The organism is Microbacterium sp. AG1240 (assembly GCF_003635115.1).
Taxonomy (GTDB): domain Bacteria; phylum Actinomycetota; class Actinomycetes; order Actinomycetales; family Microbacteriaceae; genus Microbacterium.
In genome coordinates, this window is record NZ_RBXJ01000001.1 from 697037 (window position 1) to 715451 (window position 18415).

General features: G+C 71.0%; 16 protein-coding genes and 2 tRNA genes. 14 read left to right on the top strand and 4 right to left on the bottom strand.

Features of this window, described 5'->3' with window-relative positions:
* The first annotated feature begins 112 nt into the window (after window positions 1–112).
* The 5 genes from DEU34_RS03240 to DEU34_RS03260 all read left to right on the top strand — a co-directional run bounded on the left by DEU34_RS03240 (window position 113) and on the right by DEU34_RS03260 (window position 5043).
* Window positions 113–1183, top strand: a complete 1071-nt coding sequence (locus DEU34_RS03240) for an Abi family protein (protein WP_121148791.1) — start codon at window positions 113–115, stop codon at window positions 1181–1183.
* Window positions 1184–1271: 88 nt separating this feature from the next.
* Window positions 1272–1985 (top strand): hypothetical protein, encoded by a 714-nt coding sequence (locus DEU34_RS03245; protein ID WP_121148792.1) that lies wholly within the window; start codon window positions 1272–1274, stop codon window positions 1983–1985.
* Between the two features lie 536 nt (window positions 1986–2521).
* On the top strand, window positions 2522–2848 hold the full coding sequence (locus DEU34_RS16175; protein WP_183042342.1) for a helix-turn-helix domain-containing protein: 327 nt from the start codon (window positions 2522–2524) through the stop codon (window positions 2846–2848).
* Window positions 2845–3972: an RNA-guided endonuclease TnpB family protein gene (locus tag DEU34_RS03255; RefSeq protein WP_121148794.1), complete on the top strand. Its 1128-nt coding sequence runs from the start codon at window positions 2845–2847 to the stop codon at window positions 3970–3972. The genes DEU34_RS16175 and DEU34_RS03255 overlap by 4 nt, the downstream gene beginning before the upstream one ends.
* Window positions 3973–4149: 177 nt before the next feature.
* On the top strand, window positions 4150–5043 hold the full coding sequence (locus tag DEU34_RS03260) for a DUF808 domain-containing protein (protein WP_121148795.1): 894 nt from the start codon (window positions 4150–4152) through the stop codon (window positions 5041–5043).
* Window positions 5044–5047: 4 nt separating this feature from the next.
* Here the strand turns inward: DEU34_RS03260 and DEU34_RS03265 are convergent, their stop codons facing one another.
* The 3 genes from DEU34_RS03265 to aztA form a co-directional block, all read right to left on the bottom strand.
* Window positions 5048–5800, bottom strand: coding sequence for a hypothetical protein (locus DEU34_RS03265; RefSeq protein ID WP_121148796.1), 753 nt, complete (start codon window positions 5798–5800; stop codon window positions 5048–5050).
* 34 nt (window positions 5801–5834) lie between these two features.
* Window positions 5835–6872, bottom strand: coding sequence for an FUSC family protein (locus DEU34_RS03270; protein ID WP_183042343.1), 1038 nt, complete (start codon window positions 6870–6872; stop codon window positions 5835–5837).
* Between the two features lie 254 nt (window positions 6873–7126).
* Window positions 7127–7771, bottom strand: coding sequence for a zinc ABC transporter ATP-binding protein AztA (gene aztA, locus DEU34_RS03275; RefSeq protein ID WP_121148798.1), 645 nt, complete (start codon window positions 7769–7771; stop codon window positions 7127–7129).
* A 54-nt stretch (window positions 7772–7825) separates the two neighbouring features.
* On the opposite strand from aztA, the gene aztB reads away from it, so the two are divergent.
* The 5 genes from aztB (at window position 7826) to DEU34_RS03300 (ending at window position 13429) form a co-directional block, all read left to right on the top strand.
* Window positions 7826–8719, top strand: a complete 894-nt coding sequence (aztB, locus tag DEU34_RS03280; protein WP_121148799.1) for a zinc ABC transporter permease AztB — start codon at window positions 7826–7828, stop codon at window positions 8717–8719.
* Window positions 8720–8757: 38 nt separating this feature from the next.
* Window positions 8758–9957, top strand: a complete 1200-nt coding sequence (locus DEU34_RS03285; RefSeq protein WP_121148800.1) for an ABC transporter — start codon at window positions 8758–8760, stop codon at window positions 9955–9957.
* Complete coding sequence (aztC, locus tag DEU34_RS03290) at window positions 9957–10868, top strand: zinc ABC transporter substrate-binding protein AztC (RefSeq protein ID WP_121148801.1); 912 nt, start codon at window positions 9957–9959, stop codon at window positions 10866–10868. Before DEU34_RS03285 ends, aztC begins: the two co-directional genes overlap by 1 nt.
* Before the next feature lie 32 nt (window positions 10869–10900).
* Entirely contained in the window at window positions 10901–12103 is a 1203-nt protein-coding gene (aztD, locus tag DEU34_RS03295) for a zinc metallochaperone AztD (RefSeq protein ID WP_121148802.1), read from the top strand.
* A gap of 345 nt (window positions 12104–12448) precedes the next feature.
* Window positions 12449–13429: a hypothetical protein gene (locus tag DEU34_RS03300; RefSeq protein WP_121148803.1), complete on the top strand. Its 981-nt coding sequence runs from the start codon at window positions 12449–12451 to the stop codon at window positions 13427–13429.
* Window positions 13430–13507: 78 nt separating this feature from the next.
* Here the strand turns inward: DEU34_RS03300 and DEU34_RS03305 are convergent, their stop codons facing one another.
* A complete protein-coding gene (locus DEU34_RS03305) occupies window positions 13508–15118 on the bottom strand; it encodes an NAD(P)/FAD-dependent oxidoreductase (protein ID WP_121148804.1) in 1611 nt (536 codons plus the stop codon).
* Between the two features lie 716 nt (window positions 15119–15834).
* Between DEU34_RS03305 and DEU34_RS03310 the strand changes: the two genes are divergently transcribed.
* The 4 genes from DEU34_RS03310 (at window position 15835) to DEU34_RS03325 (ending at window position 18387) form a co-directional block, all read left to right on the top strand.
* On the top strand, window positions 15835–16644 hold the full coding sequence (locus DEU34_RS03310; protein WP_121148805.1) for an inositol monophosphatase family protein: 810 nt from the start codon (window positions 15835–15837) through the stop codon (window positions 16642–16644).
* A 206-nt stretch (window positions 16645–16850) separates the two neighbouring features.
* The gene (locus DEU34_RS03315) at window positions 16851–18140 is read left to right on the top strand and encodes a M23 family metallopeptidase (RefSeq protein ID WP_121148806.1); all 1290 of its coding nucleotides are present in this window, start codon (window positions 16851–16853) and stop codon (window positions 18138–18140) included.
* Window positions 18141–18204: 64 nt separating this feature from the next.
* Window positions 18205–18276: transfer RNA gene (locus tag DEU34_RS03320), tRNA-Thr, on the top strand.
* Window positions 18277–18310: 34 nt separating this feature from the next.
* Window positions 18311–18387: transfer RNA gene (locus DEU34_RS03325), tRNA-Met, on the top strand.
* Window positions 18388–18415 lie beyond the last annotated feature (28 nt).

The following is an 18415-nucleotide window of genomic DNA, read 5'->3' on the forward strand; positions in this document are numbered from 1 at the left end:
CGCAATGTCGGGGGCGCCGTCTAGGGTAGTACTCATACACACTGGCCCCTCTTCCGAGAGACGCTCCGTCGTCCTCACGGTAAGGGCCAGTTTTCTTTGCCAGGATTGACCAGTGGTCTCCTACGACAAGCCGTTCCTCAACCTTCAGAGTCAGGTTCATCACCTGACTTCCAAGGGGCTTGATTGCGGCCCAGCGGACGAAGCCATGAAGGCGCTTCATGACGTCGGCTACTACAGGCTCACGGCCTACACCTATCCGATGCGCCGCCTGCTGCTCCCCGGTGAGCACCGTGACACCGACCATCAGTTCCGCGCCGATGAGTATGTCGACGGCGCCCAACTCTCTGATGGAATGGCACTCGCAGGATTCGATGCAAAGTTGCGCGGGTTCGCCTTCGACGGTCTTACTCACCTCGAGCTCGCGCTGAGGTTTCAGCTGGCGCACACGCTCGGGCGTCGCAGCCCTCGCGCGCATGTCACCCGCGACGACCTCGACGAGCAGGCTGCGGCCAAACCTGCTCCCCAACGTCATCGCGAAAAGTATTCGGACATGTACGAGTACTGGTGCGCAACCTACGACTCGCTTGTCAGTCGAGCCGGCGGCGAGGACTTCATTCGCCACTTCGACGCGAAGTACAGTGACGACGACCTTCCCGTCTGGATAGCGGTCGAGGTGTTCGACTTCGGTGCGCTGACCCGCCTGTACGGCCTCCTCAAGCGCAGCGACCAGAACGAGATATCACGCCGATTCGGTGTCACCGACGGTCGTCAGCTGCACGGCTGGCTGCAAGGTCTCAACCTCATTCGCAACCACGCGGCGCACCACAATCGCCTCTGGAATCGGAACCTCACCCACCGGCTGGCCGTGATTCCCCCGGGCGTACTCCTGCGCCCTGAGCTCCTTGCTCACCTCGGGAGTGTTCGGGACCGAGATAAGGTCTACCCGCACCTGGCAGTACTCGCATACGCCCTCGGAACCTACGACTCCTCATTGAACTGGCACCGAACGCTGCGCACTCAGCTTCGGAAGTTCCCGAGTTCGGAACTACTCGACCAGATGCAGGGCATGGGAATGACCTCCGGTTGGGACGACGAAGACCTTTGGTCCCGCGAACCCGCCCCCGCCGCTGCGCTCCCCACGCCAACGAACCTCAAGCCGTTGAAACCGAAGCGCGTTGCCTGACGTCGCCGCTCGCCACAGGACTTCCTCTACATCAGTTCGTCACCCCAGCAAACGCCGACGAGTCGCGTGCCACTAGGCGCCACTTGCGGTGGTCGCAGTGGACCTCGAAGTTTGGAGTGAGTTGGGCCTTCTCGTCGCGATTCTTGGCGTTGCGAGCGTCGTCGCGTGGGCAACGACGGTCGTCGCAGTCATACAGGCATTCAACGGGGCGTCATGGGTGAGCGTTATCGTCTGGGGCGTCATCGCGATTGCAGTCACCGCGACCCGCGGCGCGGCCCAACGGGCCGCGGTCAGACATGAGATGCAGGCATCCGTGCAGACGCTAGAGGCCGCCGCAGCCGCCTCGCCCGCGTTGACCGAGGCAATCGAGTACTTCGGTTCGGGCGACTACCAGCGGCTGGGCAGGACTCCGCCGCCGCACCCGACTCCTGTCGACGTTGGCGGGCTCGTGCTGATGTTGCTGAGCTGGGTGTTCGCCATCGGTGGCACGGTGCTCAGCGTCATCGGGTCGTTTCAGGTACTCAACGACGTTTGGTGGGTGCTCGTCCTCGGTATCGTGCTTCTACTGCTGGCCGGGCCCCTCCATAGGCTGCAGAAGAGTCGCTACGCCTCGCGAGTCCTCGCGGTCTACGAGCACGAGATGGTCGGGCCGCTCCCGAAGACCCCCTCGCAAGAACTTCGACTCGCGCTATGGCAGTTTGCCCAGGCTGCTGCTCCCGGTGGTGCGAGCACCGACACTCGCGTGGCACAGATGGTCGACGTCTACACAGAGATGGTCGCAGCCTGGGGCGAGGACCAGTAGCCAACCCTTGAGAGAGGGGAGATGCGTCGCGTCCGCGACGCATCGAACAGCAGCCAATCAGCATGCGCGGGACCGCCGCGTACATAAAGTGCATGGAGCCCGACGACTTCGCGCATAGAGGGGGCATGACCCCGACGCTGCCTGCTGGGTACGAGCACGGAACTGCCCGCGCGTACCGGTACTGCCGCCCGTCGTGCGACGAGTGCAAGGCGGCGAACGCCGCAGAGAGGGCTGAGCGTCGTGCGCGCAAGCGGGCGGGCGTGATGCCGGAGTCCGCGCATGGGAAACCGACGGGGTACACGGAGTGGGGCTGCCGGTGTCGCCGCTGCAAGCACGCCTATCGCACCGCCAACGCGGGCAGGAAGCCCGTCGCACGAACCAAGCCAGACATCTCGCTCATGCCCGAGGAAGAGCACGGTACTGCGCGCGGGTACGGGTACTGGGCGTGCCGGTGTCAGGCGTGTCGCGCATGGAATGCGGCGGATGCTCGTGAGCGTGCTCAGGGTCGCCGGGGGCCCGCACCGACTGGCGCGACGGTGACGCGCGGGTTCAGGTACCGCATCTACGTCACCCCGCGGGTCGAGAAGACTCTCACTCGGGTGTTCGGCTGCTGTCGTCGGGTCTACAACGACTACGTTCGTCTGGCCGACAGCGAGTACCAGGGAGGCCGACCGCACCCCTCCTACGCCGTCGGGTGGAGTCTGGTGTCTGAGGCGCGCACGGCCCCGGAAACACCCTGGCTCGCCGACGTGCCGGCGCACGTCCTCGCTGCATCGGTGAAGAACGCGACCGTCGCGTTCGACAACTTCTTCGCGTCACAGACCGGCAAGCGCAAGGGGCATCGGTCGGCTATCCCAGGATGAAGCGCAAGGCGGCACGGCAGACCGCGCGGTTCGATGAGTACTCGCACACCATCCGCGGCGGATGGCAGAACAGCCTCAAGGGCGGCGGTCGCCTCTATCTCGTGAAGGTCGGTCTCGTGCGCGTGCGCTGGCACCGGCCGCTGCCGTCGGCACCATCCGCCGTCACCGTCACTCGTGAAACCGACGGGCGCTGGTGGGCGACGTTCACCGTCCAGGTACCCGTCGAGCCCGCGCGACCGCCCGTTCACGAGGGGCGCGCGGCCGGTGTCGACATCGGCACCGAAGACATCGCGCTCGTGTACAGCGACAAGACCCGCGCGAAGGTCATGACGCTGCGCGCTGAGCGTGACGACACCCACGAGAAGCGAACGGGTCCGCAGTCGTACCGCCAGGCGGAGAAGCGGCTCGCGGCACTCGACCAAGAACTCTCCCGCAAGACCCGTGGGAGCAACAACCGGAAGCGGACGCAGCGCAAGAGGGCGCTGCTGCACACCCGGCTCAAGAACCTGCGGACGGACTTCGCCCGCCAAATGGCTGCGCAACTGACGAGCGAGAACCAAGTCGTCGTTGTGGAGACCCTGGGCGTACGGGAGATGGTCCAGGACGCACACGCAAAGTCGGTGCTCGACACCGCCTTTGCAACAATCACAAGAGAGGTCGCGCTGGCGGCCGAGAAGCGCGGCACCACCCTCATCGAGGCGCCACGCTACTTCGCCGGCACACGCACCTGCTCGCACTGCGGAACGAAGGGGCCGAAGCGGCCCACGCGGGTCCGCGACTGGCGGTGCGCGTCGTGCGGAGCGGTCCTGGACCGCGACTACAACGCATCCGTCAATCACCTCATGCTCGCCGCAGGCAGTGCGGAGAGCCTAAACGGCTGGACACCCGAAGACCGACGCCAGTTGGCGTCCCTCCCGGGCGAAGGCAACCACGTCGTGCTCGAACGGCCCCGCGCCGTTCGTCGCGGCAGCGTCTGCGAGGACCCAGTCCTCGCAGACGTGGACAGCGTTCGCGAACATTCGCCGCGTACAACTCAGGTAGCGGCCAGGGGATTAGCGCCCCGGCCGCAGGGGATTCCCACAGGCGAAGACCTCCGAGACCTGCAGAAAGACGCGGCCAGATGAGATACGCGAACAGCCCACCGAACGAACAAGGGCACCCCTCGTGGGTGCCCTTCGTCGTCGACCGGACGCAGCGGCGGGGTCGGTGCGGCAGGCCGGATGCTGCGCATGACCCGACGGCCGGTACCCTCGGTGAGCAGCCGCACAGTCCGTGCGAACGCAGCATGAGGAGAAGCGCACATGTCGGTCGGATTGCTCGCCGTCGTCGATGACATCCTGACCGCGGCACTGAAAGCGAGTGCGAAGACGGCGGGCGTGGTCATCGACGACGCCGCCGTGACGCCGCAGTATGTGCAGGGCATCACGCCGGCCCGTGAGCTGCCCGTGGTCTGGAAGATCGCTCTCGGCAGCCTCATCAACAAATTCGTCATCATCATCCCGATCGCGCTGCTGCTGTCGGCCTTCGCGCCGTGGGTGCTCCCGTTCCTGCTCATCATCGGCGGCGGGTTCCTCTGCTTCGAGGGCGCGGAGAAGGTGCTCGAGTGGTTCGGGGTCTCACACGGCCACGCCGACGACGGCCCCCGCGACGAGAAGAAGCTCGTGCTCGGCGCGGTGCGCACCGACCTCATCCTCAGCACCGAGATCATGCTCATCGCGCTCTCGAGCCTCGATCCCGGCTTCGGCACGTGGATGACGCTCGGAGCGCTCGTCGTCATCGGCCTCGGAATGACGCTGCTCGTCTACGGCGCCGTCGCCCTCCTCGTCAAGATCGACGACATCGGGCTCCGGCTCATGAAGAGCCCCGCTCGGGGCGTCCGTCGTGCCGGCGCACGCGTCGTCGCGGCCATGCCCGCGGTCTTCCGCGTCATCAGCGTCATCGGCACGGTCGCGATGCTGTGGGTCGGCGGCCACCTCCTCATCGCGAACCTCGCCGAGACCTTCTGGCACGGGCCTTACGACGTGGTCCACGCGATCACGCACACGATCGAGGCCGCGGGCGCGGTCGTGCTGTGGATCGTCGACACCGCGCTCTCTGCGGTCTTCGGCCTCGCCGTCGGCCTTCTCATCGTCGCGGTCGTCACGGGCATCTCCCGCATCGGCCGTCGACGCGCGCCCGCCGACGCGGCGCACTGACGACCTAGTAGTCCTCGATCGGCTGGTCGGGGAAGTAGGTCTGATCGAGCAGCCACGTCGATTTCTCGGTGCCGTCGACGCCGACGAAGGGGATGAGCACCCACCGGCCGACGTACTCGCTGCCGTCGTCGGTGGTGAAGGTGATGTCCTGGTAGTTGATGAGTGTGCCGTTGGATTCGACCGTCTTCGCGGCGTAAGCCGTCGCGGTGAAACGCGTGTCGGTCGTGTACGGCGGTCCGGTGGCGGCGCTGCGGTGCGCCTGGAGTTCGGCGTCGAAGATGGTCGACAGGCCCTCGCCCTCCACCCGCAGGAACGCCCCGCTGAGGTACTTGATGCCCTCGGTTGCGTCGTGCAGTTGCGCGCCCGTTTTCGGGTCGATGCGGAACTGGTAGTCCGCCTCGTCGAGCACGTAGACGAAGTGGTCGACGATCTGCTGCGGGTTGCTGCTCGGCGACGGTGCCACGAAGCCCGGACGCCCCGCACCGAGCAGCTGCGCGTGCTCGTCCCGGCTGCTGCCGATGCGGTAGTCGACGTATTGCAGCCGGTCCTGGGAGGGCAGCGCGTTGAACGCCTGCCACGGCAGGGCCGCGTAGCTCGAGATCACGGCGGGCGTCGCATCCTGTGTCACCTCGGGCTCGGGCGCCGTGGCCGCCGGAGACGCACTCGCCGTCGGCCTCACCTGGGCGGGAACCGTGCACCCGGCGAGCGAGAGCGCGAGCGCGACGACACAGGTCGCGGTGAGGAGGGGAGTGCGCATGGTCTCCCCAACCTGCCCGGGCGCGGGCCCGGCGTCAAGCGGGCGCGGTGCTGCTCCCGTGCGCCCGACGGAGCGCAGCCGACACGACGGCGACCACCGTTCCGATCGCGACGCCGATGATCGTGTCGACCACGCGGTCGCGAAGAAGCGCGTCGGCGGGTGTCGGCGACGCGAGCGAGACCATGAGCAGGGCCAGCGGGGTCACGAACACCATCGCGATGCCGTAGTTGCGACCGATGAACAGCTCGGCTGCGGTCTGCAGCAGCACCACGATCGCGATCACCGCGAGCGGGGGCAGCGCGAGACCGAGCACGGCGGCGGCGACGAGCACGCCGAGCAGCGTTCCGAGAAGGCGCTGGATGCCGCGGATCACACGCGCCGACGTGCGGGCCCCGCTCACGGCGGCCACGGCGCCGACCATGGCCCAGTACCAGTGCGACCCCACGATGAGGAGCGCGGCGATCCCGGCCGCGAGCGTGGCGATGCCGACGGTGAGCGTCATCTCCCACGCGACCGCGCCCACGGTCTGGCGTTGCCTCCCGCCCGTGACGGGTGTGCGGCGAAGGGCGAGCGCGACGGCCGAGGTGACGGCGAGCGAGAACAGCACGCTGAGCCCGGCGACCCCCAGCACCGAGACGAACGACGACGCGCCGGCGGGGATGGTGGCGCAGGCGCCGGTGGCGAACACCGGGAACAGGGCGCCCGGTGGGTGCCATCTCAGCGCGTAGCTGAGGAGCGTCACCGCGGAGGCGATGACCGCCACGACGACGACGCTGACGGCCGCGGGGGCGCCGATCACCGACAGCGCCGTTCCGCAGAGCATCGCCGCGATCATCATGGCACCGGCGCCCGCCTGCATGCGGATCCGGACGCGGAACGGATCGTGGCGGCCGTAGAGCGAGGCGAAGGCTCCGAAGCTTGCGTAGATGCTGAGATCGAGTCGCCCGACACCCCAGAGCACGAGGAGGGGCACGGCGATGCTGACCGCCGCGCGGAGGGCGGCCCGGTGGTCACCCTGGTGGGGTGCGACGCGCAGAACCCCGGTCCACACGCGTCCTCGGGAGTCTTTCACCGACCCAGCCTAGGCACGGGCCCCGCGGGATCGGGCGGCGCACTCCCACTCGCCAGGAAACGACGAAGACCCCCGGCTCCCGGCCGGGGGTCTTCGATACGGGGGCGAACTCAGCGCGGCTGTTCGGTGGCGATGAGTTCGGCGATGTCGATCGGTTCGGTGGGCAGGTCCGGCAAGTGCATGCTGCGATTGTGCGGGGTGCACGGGTGCGCACGGCGGCCGTTGCGGTGGCGTGCGGAAACCGCTAGGTGCGGTCAGACGATGCGACCGGCGTCCATGCGCACCACCCGGTCGGCCGCGGCGAGCACCGCCGGGTCGTGCGAGACGCACACGACCGCCGCGCCGCGGTCGGCCTCCGAGCGCATGGCGGCGCGGATGAGTCGGCCGCTCTCCGCGTCGAGGCCGGTGGTCGGCTCGTCGAGCAGCACCAGATCGGCGCCGCGCGCGAGGCCCTGTGCGAGCAGCGCCCGCTGGCGCTGCCCTCCCGAGAGCGAGACGAACGGATGCTGCGACAGGCCCTCGATCGCGAGCCGCCGCAGGGCTTCGTCGATGGCCGCGCGGGCCGCCGCATCCGGTCTGCGCCAGGGGCCGAGCGCGCCCCAGGTGCCCACCGCGACGACGTCGCGGACCGATACCGGCAGTCGGTCGGACGCCGCCGTGCGCTGCGGGACGAAAGCCATGGTGCCCCGAACGGTGCGCTCGCCGGACGACGGTGGGCGGGTGCCCGCGAGCACCTCGATCAGCGTGGATTTACCCGCGCCGTTCGGCCCCGCGATCGCCGTGATCGCGGCGGGGGCGATGTCGAGGTCGACGTGGCAGAGGGCTTCGCGCCCGCCGAAGTCGACGTGCACGGCGCGCAGTCGGGCGACGGGTTCGGTGAGGGTGGGGGAGAGGGGCACGCCTCCATCATATGAGTTTGAGAATCGTTCTCAGTAAAGCTACGGTCGTGTCTCGTGACTCTCCCGACCGACGCGCTCTTCGCGCCCTTCGCCCTCGACTTCGTGCAGCGCGCCTTCGCCGGCGGTGCTCTCGTCGCGATCCTCTGCGGCGTCGTCGGCACGTGGGTGATCGCGCGCGGCATGGCGTTCCTCGGAGAGGCGCTCGCCCACGGCATGCTGCCCGGCGTCGCCGTCGCGACCGTGCTCGGGGCCCCGGTGCTCGTGGGCGGGGCGCTCAGCGCCGTCGCGATGAGTCTCGGCATTGCCGCCGTCCAGCGCCGAGGAAGGCTGTCGTACGACACGAGCATCGGTCTGCTCTTCGTCGCGATGCTCGCCCTCGGAGTGATCGTCATCTCGCACTCGGGCAGCTTCGCCACCGATGCGACGTCGATCCTCTTCGGTGACATCCTCGCGATCGCACCGATCGATCTGGCCCTGCTGGCGGGCGCGACCGTCGTCGGCCTGATCGTCGCCGCGGCATTCCACCGCCCGCTCGTCGCCCTCGCGCTCGACCCCCGGATCGCGTCGGTGCTGGGGCTGCGTCCCCGCCTCGCTCAGGCGGCACTCGTCGGGCTCGTCACCCTCGCCGTGGTCGCCTCGTACCAGGCCGTCGGATCGCTGCTCGTCGTCGGGTTGCTGCTGGCTCCCGCCGTGGCGGCGAGTGCGTGGACGACGCGCATCCCCACGCGGATGCTGCTCGCCGCCGTCCTCGGCGTCGTCGCCGTGTTCGCGGGGTTGCTCGTGTCGTGGCACGCCGCCACCGCCGCGGGCGCCTCGATCGCCGCCGCGGCCATTGCGTTCGCGGCGCTGTCGGGCGCCGCCCGTGCCGCCGTCGACGCGATGCGCTCGCGGGGCACCCGCCCGCCTCGAACCGGAGTCGACGCCCACCGGACGGGTGCGCTCGCGTGAGCGGCGCAGCATCCGTCATCCCCTCCCGAAAGGAACCCGTGCGCTCCCGCATCCTTCCCCTCGCCCTCGCCCTCGTCGGCTCCCTCGCCCTCGCCTCCTGCGCGAGCGCCACGCCAGAGCCGCCGGCCTCGACCGAGACCGGCGACGGACACGGCGAGATCGCCGGCGCCGCCGAGCTCGCGGAGCCCGCGACCGGGCTCACCTCCGTCGACGCCGACGGCGCCGTGCGCCACCTCGACCTGCTCGACGAGAGCGTCACCGAGATCGGCTCCACCGCGCCGCCGGTCGGTATGACCACCGACGGGCGATACCTGTTCGTCGAGACGGGCGACGGGGTGGAGATCGTCGACAGCGGCGTGTGGACCTGGGATCACGTCGACCACTTCCACTACTACCGCGCCGAGCCTCGCCTGCTCGGCACCGTCGAGGGGGAGGGGCCGGTCACGGTCGCCACGACGAACTCGTCGACGACCGGTGGCACGGGCCTGTTCTTCGCGGGCTCGGGCGAGTCGGTGCTGCTCGACACCGAGGCGCTGTCGAAAGGCGAGGTCGTCGAGCGGTTCCGCGTCGACGACGGCGGTCTCGTGGTGCCGGTCGGCTCGTTCGCCCTCGTGGCCCGGGGCGACGAGGTCGCCGTGCGGTCGGGCGACGGCGCGCCCACCGGCGAGGTCGCGGCGTGCGTCGACCCCCGCGGCACCATCACCACCCGCGTCGGCGCGGTGGTCGGATGCGACGACGGCGCGCTCCTCGCGACCGCCGCGACAGACGGGGTGACGATCGAGCGCATCCCCTACCCGCAGGGCGCGACCGCGCCCCGCGCGGAGACGTTCGCGAACCGCGAGGGGCGGCCGACCGTCGCCGCGCTCGCCGGAGAGAGCGCCGTCTGGCTGCTCGACACCCGCGCTCGCGCGTGGACGCTGCTGCCCGCACCCGCGCCGCTGCAGGCGGTGACCGCGGTCGACGACGCCGACGGGCACGTGCTCGCGCTCGCGAAGGACGGGCGGATGCTGGTGCTCGACGCCGAGACGGGCGCGCAGCTCGCCGCGACCGAACCCCTCGTCGCCGACTCGCTCTCGGCGGGGGCCGCGCCCGTGCTCATCGCCGACCAGCAGCGCGCGTACCTCAGTGCGCCGGTCGAGCGGCGGATGTTCGAGATCGACTTCGCCGACGGGGCGCGCCTCGCCCGCACGTTCGAGACCGAATCGGCCCCGGCGTTCGTCGCGGAGACGGGGCGATGATGGTGCGTCGGGTCGGCGCGATCGTCGCGGTCGCCCTCGTGGCCGCCCTCTCCGCGTGCGCGCCGGGAGGCGGCGCAGACCGGCCGCTCGTCGTGGTGTCGACGAACATCCTCGGTGACGTCGTCGGCGAACTCGCCGGTGACCAGGTCGAGGTGCTCACCCTGATGAAGCCGAACGCCGACCCGCACTCGTTCGAGATCTCGGCGCAGGAGGCGGCCCGTGTGCGCTCGGCCGACCTCGTCGTCTCGAACGGCCTCGGACTCGAGGAGGGGCTGCAGCAGCACCTCGACGCGGCCGCCGCCGACGGAGTGCCGGCCTTCGTCGCGGGCGACGCGATCGACGTGCTCGCCTACGCCGAAGGCGACGCGGAGGGCTCGCCCGACTCGCACTTCTGGACCGATCCCGCCCGCATGATCGACGTCGTCGACGCCCTCGAGCCCGCGCTCGCCGCGATCGACGGGATGGATGCCGCGGCCCTCGCCGAGCGCGTCGGAGCCTACCGGGCTCAGCTCGCGCAGCTCGACGCCGAGATGACCCAGGCCTTCGCGGCGATCCCCGACGGGCGGCGGGCGCTGGTGACCAATCACCACGTGTTCGGCTACCTCGCCGATCGGTTCGACTTCGCCGTGATCGGGGCCGTGATCCCCGGCGGCACGACGCTGGCCGCTCCCAGTGCGTCCGACCTCGCCGACCTGGTCGACGCCGTCGAGCAGACCGGCGTGCCCGCCATCTTCGCCGAATCGTCGTCGCCCGACCGGCTGGTGCAGGCCCTCGCGAGCGAGGCCGACGTGCACGTCGACGTCATCGAGCTCTTCACCGAATCGCTCACCGAACCCCAGGGCGCAGCCCCCGACTACCTGACCATGATGCGCGTCAACACGCAGCGCATCGCCGGCGGACTCTCGCCCTGAGAATCCGCACACCGAGAGAAAGAGAAGCATCCATGCACCTCCCCACCGCACGAAGAATCGGCCTGACGGCCCTCGCGCTCGGCGCCGCCGTGACGCTCGCCGCCTGCTCGACGCCGGCCGCCGGCGGCCCCGGCGCGGCCCCCAGCAGCACCCCCGAGGCGGGTGCGCGCGTGGCGGTCGCCTACGAGGGCGGCATCCTCGTTCTCGACGGCGGCACCCTCGAGACGGTCGCCGACCTCACCAGCGAGGAGTTCACCCGCCTGAACCCGGCCGGCGACGGCCGGCACGTGATGGTCACGATGAGCGAGGGCTTCCAGGTGCTCGACACCGGTGCGGGCTCCACCGATCAGGCCGAGCTGACCGACCTGGTGTTCGCGGCAGACAAGCCCGGTCACGTCGTGCGCCACGCCGGCAAGACGATCCTGTACGCCGACGGGACGAGCGACACGACCGTGTTCGACACCGCCGAGCTCGCAGCATCCGATGCCCTTCCCGAGGTCGAGACGATCGCGGGCGTCGAGGCGCACCACGGTGTATCGCTCGTGCTGGAGGACGGCACCTTCCTCACCACGGTGGGGAACGCCGACGGACGCACCGGGATCATCGCGAAAGACGCGTCGGGCGTCACCGTGGCCGAGAGCGCCGACTGCCCGGGCGTGCACGGCGAGGGGACCGTGGCGGACGAGGTCGTCGTCTTCGGGTGCGAGGACGGCGCGCTCATCTACCGCGACGGCGAGATCACCAAGCTCACCGCCCCCGACCAGCCGTACGGTCGGATGGGCAACGCCTTCGTGACCGAGGCCAGCCCCATCGTGCTCGGCGACTACAAGAACGACCCCGACGCCGAGGGCTACCTGCTGCAGGCGGTCACCCTGATCGACACCGCCGCCGGCACCTACGAGGTGATCGATCTGCCCGCGGGCGTCGAGTACACGTTCCGCGACCTCGCTCGCGGGCCCGCCGACATGGCGTACGTGCTGGCGACCGACGGGTCGATCCACGTGATGGACCCCGCCACCGGTGAGATCACCGACGCGTTCCCCGTGGTCGAGCCCTGGGACGGCCCCGCCGAATGGCAGGACGCGCACCCGGCGATCGTCGTCGCGGGCGACATCGCCTACGTGACGGAGCCGGCCGCGAACGCCGTGCACGCGGTCGATCTCACCACCGGCGAGGTCGTCGCGACGGGCGAGCTCGAGGTGACGCCGAACGAGATCGCGGTGGCCGCGGGCTGATCCGCATCAGCGGCCGGGGGTGTCGCCGTCGCGAGCGGCGCGTCGCCCCCGGCCGTTCCGGGCCCGTGGTGCCCGAAATCCAGGAGGAAACGCGGTCGGCGGCTGGCGTCCGCGACGTCGGTGCCGTTTCTTCCTTAATTCTGAACGCGGGGACGGGTGTCACGCGCCGTTCGCGGTGGGGCGGCGGCACCGGTGCGCCGGCCCGTGTGCGCGCGGGCGCCAGGCCCGCGTCGTCTCCTCCCCAGGGGCGGTTCGCGGGCCGGAGGTCACGGAAGTCGTACGGCACCGGTCGCGGAACGCGACGCGTGACAGGATGGGAGCGATTCCCTCGCGGAGGAGGACCACATGACCGCTCCCCACTCACCGTCCCCGTACTCCGGGCAGCCCGCTCCCGCGGCCGACCAGGGCGCACCGCGCCCCCAGCTTCTGCGCTGGGCGATATGGGTCGCGATCTTCGCGCTCATCGCCGCGGCTATCGTCTGCGTCGTCTGGGTGCTCGTCGGCCCCGAGAACGGGCTCATCGGCCGGGCGTTCCTCACGATCCTGCTGCTCGCCGCGTTCGCCGGCGTGGCGATCCTCGAGACGCATCTCGCCCCGCGCCGCCCCGACTGGTTCGCCCTGACGAGCATGGTCGTCTGGGTCGTGACGCTGCTGCTCGGAGCATTCCTCATCTGGATGCCCGTCGATCCCTTCGACTACACGGGCGGCTTCGGACGTTTCGTGTCATTCCTCGCGATCATCCTCGTGCTGCAGCTCGCCGTGCTCCACGTGCGGCTGTTCGCCAAGGCGATGGCGCGCAACAGCACCGCCTTCACCCGAGCCACCGGCTTCGTCACCATCGGCCTCGTCGCCGTCCTCGCGGTGCTGCTCGTGCTGCCACTCACCTTCCACGAGTTCATCGACTTCCACGACCTCTACTGGCGCATCGTGGTCGCCGTGACGATCCTCGCCGCGGTCGGCACCGCGCTCGTTCCGCTCGTGAATGCGCTGTTCGCCCCCAAGCGTGAGAGGCCGGTGCCCGATGCGTCGGGATACGCGCCGGTCGCGCAGGCGCCCGGATACGCCCCCGGCTACCCGCAGCAGACCCCGGGGTACGCGCATCCCGCGCAACCGGCGACGCAGCCGTGGCCGACCTACGCCGACGGGGTCACGCCGCTCCCGGTGCTGCCCGACGGCTCGCCCGACTGGAACGCGTACTACACCGGCCAGCCGAGCCAGCCCGCTCCGCAGCATCCGCCGGTCGAGCAGCAGCAGGCTCCGCAGCCGCCCGCACCGCCCGCCGGCTACCAGGGCTTCCCGCCGCCGCCCCCGATGCCCCCGAGCTGACCGCGCTCGACGAGTTGCCCCGTTCCGGGCCCACCGCTCTGCGGGAGGCCCCGGGACGGGGCAACTCGCGTGTGGGCGTCAGGCGCCGAGGAGCTCCAGGGCGGCCATCGCCGCGTTGTGACCGCCGATGCCGCTGACCGCGCCCCCGCGGCGGGCCGACGACCCGCACAGCAGAACGCGCTCGAGTCCGCTGTCGACGCCCCAGCGGGCCGCCGGGCGGTCGAGGTCGGCGTCGTCGTCGGCCCACGGCCAGGAGAGCGGGCCGTGGAAGATGTCGCCGCCGACCATTCCGAGCGACCGTTCGAGGTCGGCGGTCGTGCGCGCCTCGATGCACGGGCTGCCGTCGGGCGCCTCGTAGACGACGTCGGCGATCGGCTCGGCCAGCACCGAATCGAGCGAGCGCTGCGCTGCGGCCAGCAGTGCGGCGCGGCTCGCCGCGGCATCCGTTCCCTCGACCAGCCGGTGCGGAACCTGCAGCCCGAACAGGGTCAGGGTCTGGGCGCCCTCGGCGCGCAGCTCGGGGCCGAGGATCGACGGGTCGGTGAGCGAGTGGCAGTAGATCTCGGCCGGAAGCGGTGACGGCACGCGGCCGGCCACGGCCTGGGCGTAAGCCGTGTCGAGCTGCGTCATCGTCTCGTTCACGTGGAACGTGCCGGCGAACGCCGCCTCGGGCGCGACCGTCTCGTCGTGCAGCCGGGGGAGCCGCCGCAGCAGCATGTTCACCTTGACCTGTGCGCCCTCGGCGACCGGGGGCGCGGGGGTCGGCGGGGGAGTGACATGGGCGGCGGCGCCGGCGGCCAGCAGCTGCTCGAGCACGTCGCGCCCGACCCCGCTGAGCACGAGGCGTCCGCGCAGCACCTCGGGATCGCGGCCGCCGACGTGCACCTCGCCGTCGGGGGTCACCGAGGTCACGTCGGCGTTCACCCGCACGTCGGCGCCGGCCTCGCGCGCGGCGCGTTCGAGCTCGGCCGAGACGCGTCCCATGCCGCCGACGGGGACGTCCCAGTCGCCCGTGCCGCCCCCGATCACGTGGTACAGGAAGCAGCGGTTCTGGTCGAGGGAGGGGTCGTCGGCCGATGCGAAGGTGCCGATGAGCCCGTCGGTGAGGGCGATGCCACGCGCGAGGTCGGAGGCGAGCGAGCGTCGCAGCACGGTGCCCAACGGGCGCTCGACGACGTCGGCCCACAGGGCGTCGTCGCCGAGGCGCTCGCGCACGGCCGTCGCCGTGGTGAGGGGTTCCGTCATCGAGGGGAACACCGCGCGCGCGAGCGGCCCCATCCGCGACGTGAACGCCGCGTAACGGGCGGCCTCGTCGGGGTCGCCGACGGTGCGGGCGAACGAGGCCTCGGTGGCCGCCGCATCCGCCGTGTCGACGAGGATGCCGCGGCTCGGGTCGGCCGGGTCGGGCGTGTACGACGAGAACCGTCGGCGCCGCAGGTCGATGCGCAGCCCGAGGTCGTCGATGATGCGGCGGGGGAGCAGGCTCACGAGGTACGAGTAGCGCGACAGCGACGCATCCACGCCCGCCCACGGGCGCTCCGACACCGCCGCTCCGCCGACGGCTCCGAGGCGTTCGAGCACGACAACGCTGCGCCCCGCCCGCGCCAGGTAGGCGGCGGCGACGAGCGCATTGTGGCCCCCTCCGACGATGACCACGTCGTGCGTGCGGGCGAAGGGTGCGCGGCTCATGCCTCCACGGTACCCACCGTGCCGCCCGGGTTCAGCGGTTGCCAGACGCCCGCCGGTCCGTCCGGACCGCGTGGCGCGCCGCCGGTCGGTCCGGGGCCTGCGCGGCGCCCCGCCGGCCGGTTCCGAACCTGCGAGGCCCTCCGCCGGCCGGCCGAGCGGTGCCGAGGCGCCTCCGACCCGCCATGCTCGTGCGCTTCTCGACCGTACTCAGGATGGATGCGCGCTCAGCCCCCGCGGCGCCCGCCATTGCGCGGGCGGCTTTTCGTGGCGAGCGTCTGATCCTGAGTTGGTGCATCGCGCCCCCGGAGGCTCCCGGTCGCTCCGGCCCCGTTCAGCGGGTCCCGGCACCCGGGCGGGGCGGTCCGGAGCCGCCGGTGTCGCCGCCTCGGTACTCCGTGGTGACGCCGGGCCGTGCGGCCACAACTCAGGATGAAAAGCGCGGCGCGGCGAAGACCCCGCGGAATGACGGGGCGCGACCTCGAGGGTGGCGCGTCCATCCTGAGTTCGGGCTGGGGGCTGGGGGCTGGGGAGCGAGGGCTGGGGGCTGGGGGTTGAGGCCCGGGGCGGGAGGGCCCGGGGTCGGCGCTGACGCAGCGGGAGGGCCCGCGGCGAGAGGGCCCGGGCAGGAGGGCGCGGGGCGGGAGGGCCGGGGAGAGGGCGGGTCGCGGGGAGGGAGGGACGAGGCCGGATGCTGCGCGCCGCACTAGCGTGGAGGCATGACCTCTCCGAGCGAGCTGCTGAGCCTGGCCGTCGACATCGCCCTCGAAGCGGGGGAGCTGGCCCACCGCCGCCGCACCGAGGGGGTCACGATCGCGGCGACGAAGTCGGCGCTCGCCGACATCGTCACCGAGGCCGATCGGGAGGTCGAGATGCTCGTGCGCAACCGGATCGCCGCGGCGCGTCCGGACGACGGCTTCTTCGGCGAGGAAGGCGGTGCGGGGCGGGGCAGCACGGGGATCACCTGGGTCGTCGATCCGATCGACGGCACCGTCAACTACGCCTACGGCATCCCGGCCTGGGCCGTCAGCATCGCCGCCGTCGAGGTGGCGGACGGCGACGGCGAGCCCGACACGGCGACCTGGACGGCGCTTGCGGGCGTCGTCTACAACCCGGTCGTCGGTGAACTCTTCCGCGCCTCCCGTGGGGGCGGCGCCTGGCTGGGAGAGCACCGGCTGCACGTGAACGACGAGGTCGGTCCGGCCGGGGCGCTGCTGGCGACCGGGTTCGGTTACGACCCCGCCACCCACGCGGCGGCGCTCGAGCAGCAGGCGCGCATCATGCCGATCGCGCGCGACATCCGCCGCATCGGTGCGGCCTCCCTCGACATCGCCTACGTCGCGGCGGGGCGCATGGACGGCTATTACGAGCGCGGACTCCAGCCCTGGGACCACGCGGCGGCGGCGCTGCTCGCCACCGAGGCGGGCGCCGTGGTGGCGGGGGCTCCGGGCGGTGTTCCGGGCCGAGAAATGACGATCGTCGCCGGACCAGGGCTTTTCCCCCGGCTCGACGCCCTGATCGACTATTGAGCCCGTCGGTCGGGGTCGCCCACATGGCATTCCCAGGGCGTCCGATGTAGTGTTTACCCGATCGTTATCTTCGTCGCCCGAACGGCGGAGACGCCCCGAAAAGCCCGATTCCGTCGCGCCTGCGACACGACCCGAGAGCACTCTGCGCGTTGTCCGAAACCCCCGAAGTCGAGCCCGCTCGCACGCGACGGTCGACTCGCCCCTCCGTGGCGCCCGCCGCCGCCGAGCCGCGGCAACTGACGCGAGCCGAGCTGCGTCGCCTCGCCCAGGGATCGCCCGCGGCTGAGGCCGCGATCGAGCCCCGTCCCGCCGCATCCGCCCCTGTCGCCCCCGCGCGTCGTCGTTCACGCCCCGCCGCCGACGTTCCCGCCGCATCCGTTCCCGTCGCGGAGGCCGTCGTCGCCGCCACGGCCGAGCCGACGCCCACGCTGCTGCCGACGTCTCCCATCGTCCTGCCCACCGCATCGCGCCGCTCACGCGTGCGCCCCCCGCGAGAGACCCCCGCGGTCTTCGAGCTGCTGACGCCGGGCGATGCGTCGAACGGCCCCATCGCCTTCGCCGCCGCCGCAGCCGATGAAGCGCTCGCCGCCGACGTCGCCTCGGCGGAGGCGGCCGCCGCCGACGCACGGGCGCAGGAGGCCCTCGACGAATTCGAGGCCGCTGCCCGGCTGTTCGCCTTCACCGGTGAGACTCCCGTGCAGGTCGCCGCCGAAGCCCTCGCCGATGATGCTCCCGCGGAGGCCGCGCACGTGCCCGCACGTCGCCGCGGGCTCCTGTCGTTCAAGCGCGTCGCGACCGCCTCCTTCTCGATCGGCGTCTTCGGCGTCGTCGGGCTCATGGCCGTCGGCATGACGACCCCGGTCGGGGCTGTCGCCGCGGCCCAGGGCACGTCGTCCACCAGCGCGAACCTCCTCGTCGCCTCGGACGTCGCGCGCGAGCCGGGCGAGATCCAGGCGTATGTCGCCCCCGCCGACGTGCAGGCCGGTTCGCTGGAGCGCACCGACGGGTACGAGGCCGCGTCGTTGGCGAAGATCGCCGCCGACTCGGGCATCACGAACTTCTCCGACTTCTTCGTCAACGACCCGACGGCGGCCATCCAGTGGCCGTTCTCTGTGGGCGTGCCGATCACCTACGGCTTCGGCATGCGCTCGGGCAAGATGCACGAGGGTGCCGACTTCGTACCGGGCGCCGGCTCTCCGGTGCAGGCGATCGCCGACGGCACGGTACGGATCGCGACCGAGTCGGGCGGCGCATACGGCGTCACCGTCGTCATCGATCACATCATCGATGGCGAACTGGTCTCGAGCCGCTACGCCCACATGCAGTACGGGTCGCTCAAGGTCTCGGCGGGCGAGAAGATCACCGTCGGAACCGTCGTCGGCAACACCGGCAACACGGGCCGTTCGTTCGGCGCGCACACGCACTTCGAGATCCTCGCGGGCGGGACGACCGCCATCGACCCGATCCCGTGGCTCCGGGAGCACGCCGGAGGCTGACTCGATTTCTTGAGGATGCCGCGGCTCTGGTATTCTCTTCTAGTTGCCCAGCATCGCTGGGTACGCCCCGATAGCTCAGTGGTAGAGCACTTCCATGGTAAGGAAGGGGTCGACAGTTCAAACCTGTCTCGGGGCTCGAAGCATCCATGTCACTCCACCGGATGCTGTGCGGCGGGGTAGCTCAGTTGGTGAGAGCGCACGACTCATAATCGTGAGGTCGCGGGTTCAAGCCCCGCTCCCGCTACCACGAAAAGCGCCCCTCGTAAGGGGCGCTT

Coding starts and splice junctions, on each gene's coding strand:
- DEU34_RS03305 (WP_121148804.1), bottom strand. CDS start 15,118: ATGAGCCGCGCACCCTTCGCCCGCACGCACGACGTGGTCATCGTCGGA.
- aztC (WP_121148801.1), top strand. CDS start 9,957: ATGGTGCGTCGGGTCGGCGCGATCGTCGCGGTCGCCCTCGTGGCCGCC.
- aztD (WP_121148802.1), top strand. CDS start 10,901: ATGCACCTCCCCACCGCACGAAGAATCGGCCTGACGGCCCTCGCGCTC.
- DEU34_RS03260 (WP_121148795.1), top strand. CDS start 4,150: ATGTCGGTCGGATTGCTCGCCGTCGTCGATGACATCCTGACCGCGGCA.
- DEU34_RS03300 (WP_121148803.1), top strand. CDS start 12,449: ATGACCGCTCCCCACTCACCGTCCCCGTACTCCGGGCAGCCCGCTCCC.
- DEU34_RS03310 (WP_121148805.1), top strand. CDS start 15,835: ATGACCTCTCCGAGCGAGCTGCTGAGCCTGGCCGTCGACATCGCCCTC.
- DEU34_RS03255 (WP_121148794.1), top strand. CDS start 2,845: ATGAAGCGCAAGGCGGCACGGCAGACCGCGCGGTTCGATGAGTACTCG.
- DEU34_RS03265 (WP_121148796.1), bottom strand. CDS start 5,800: ATGCGCACTCCCCTCCTCACCGCGACCTGTGTCGTCGCGCTCGCGCTC.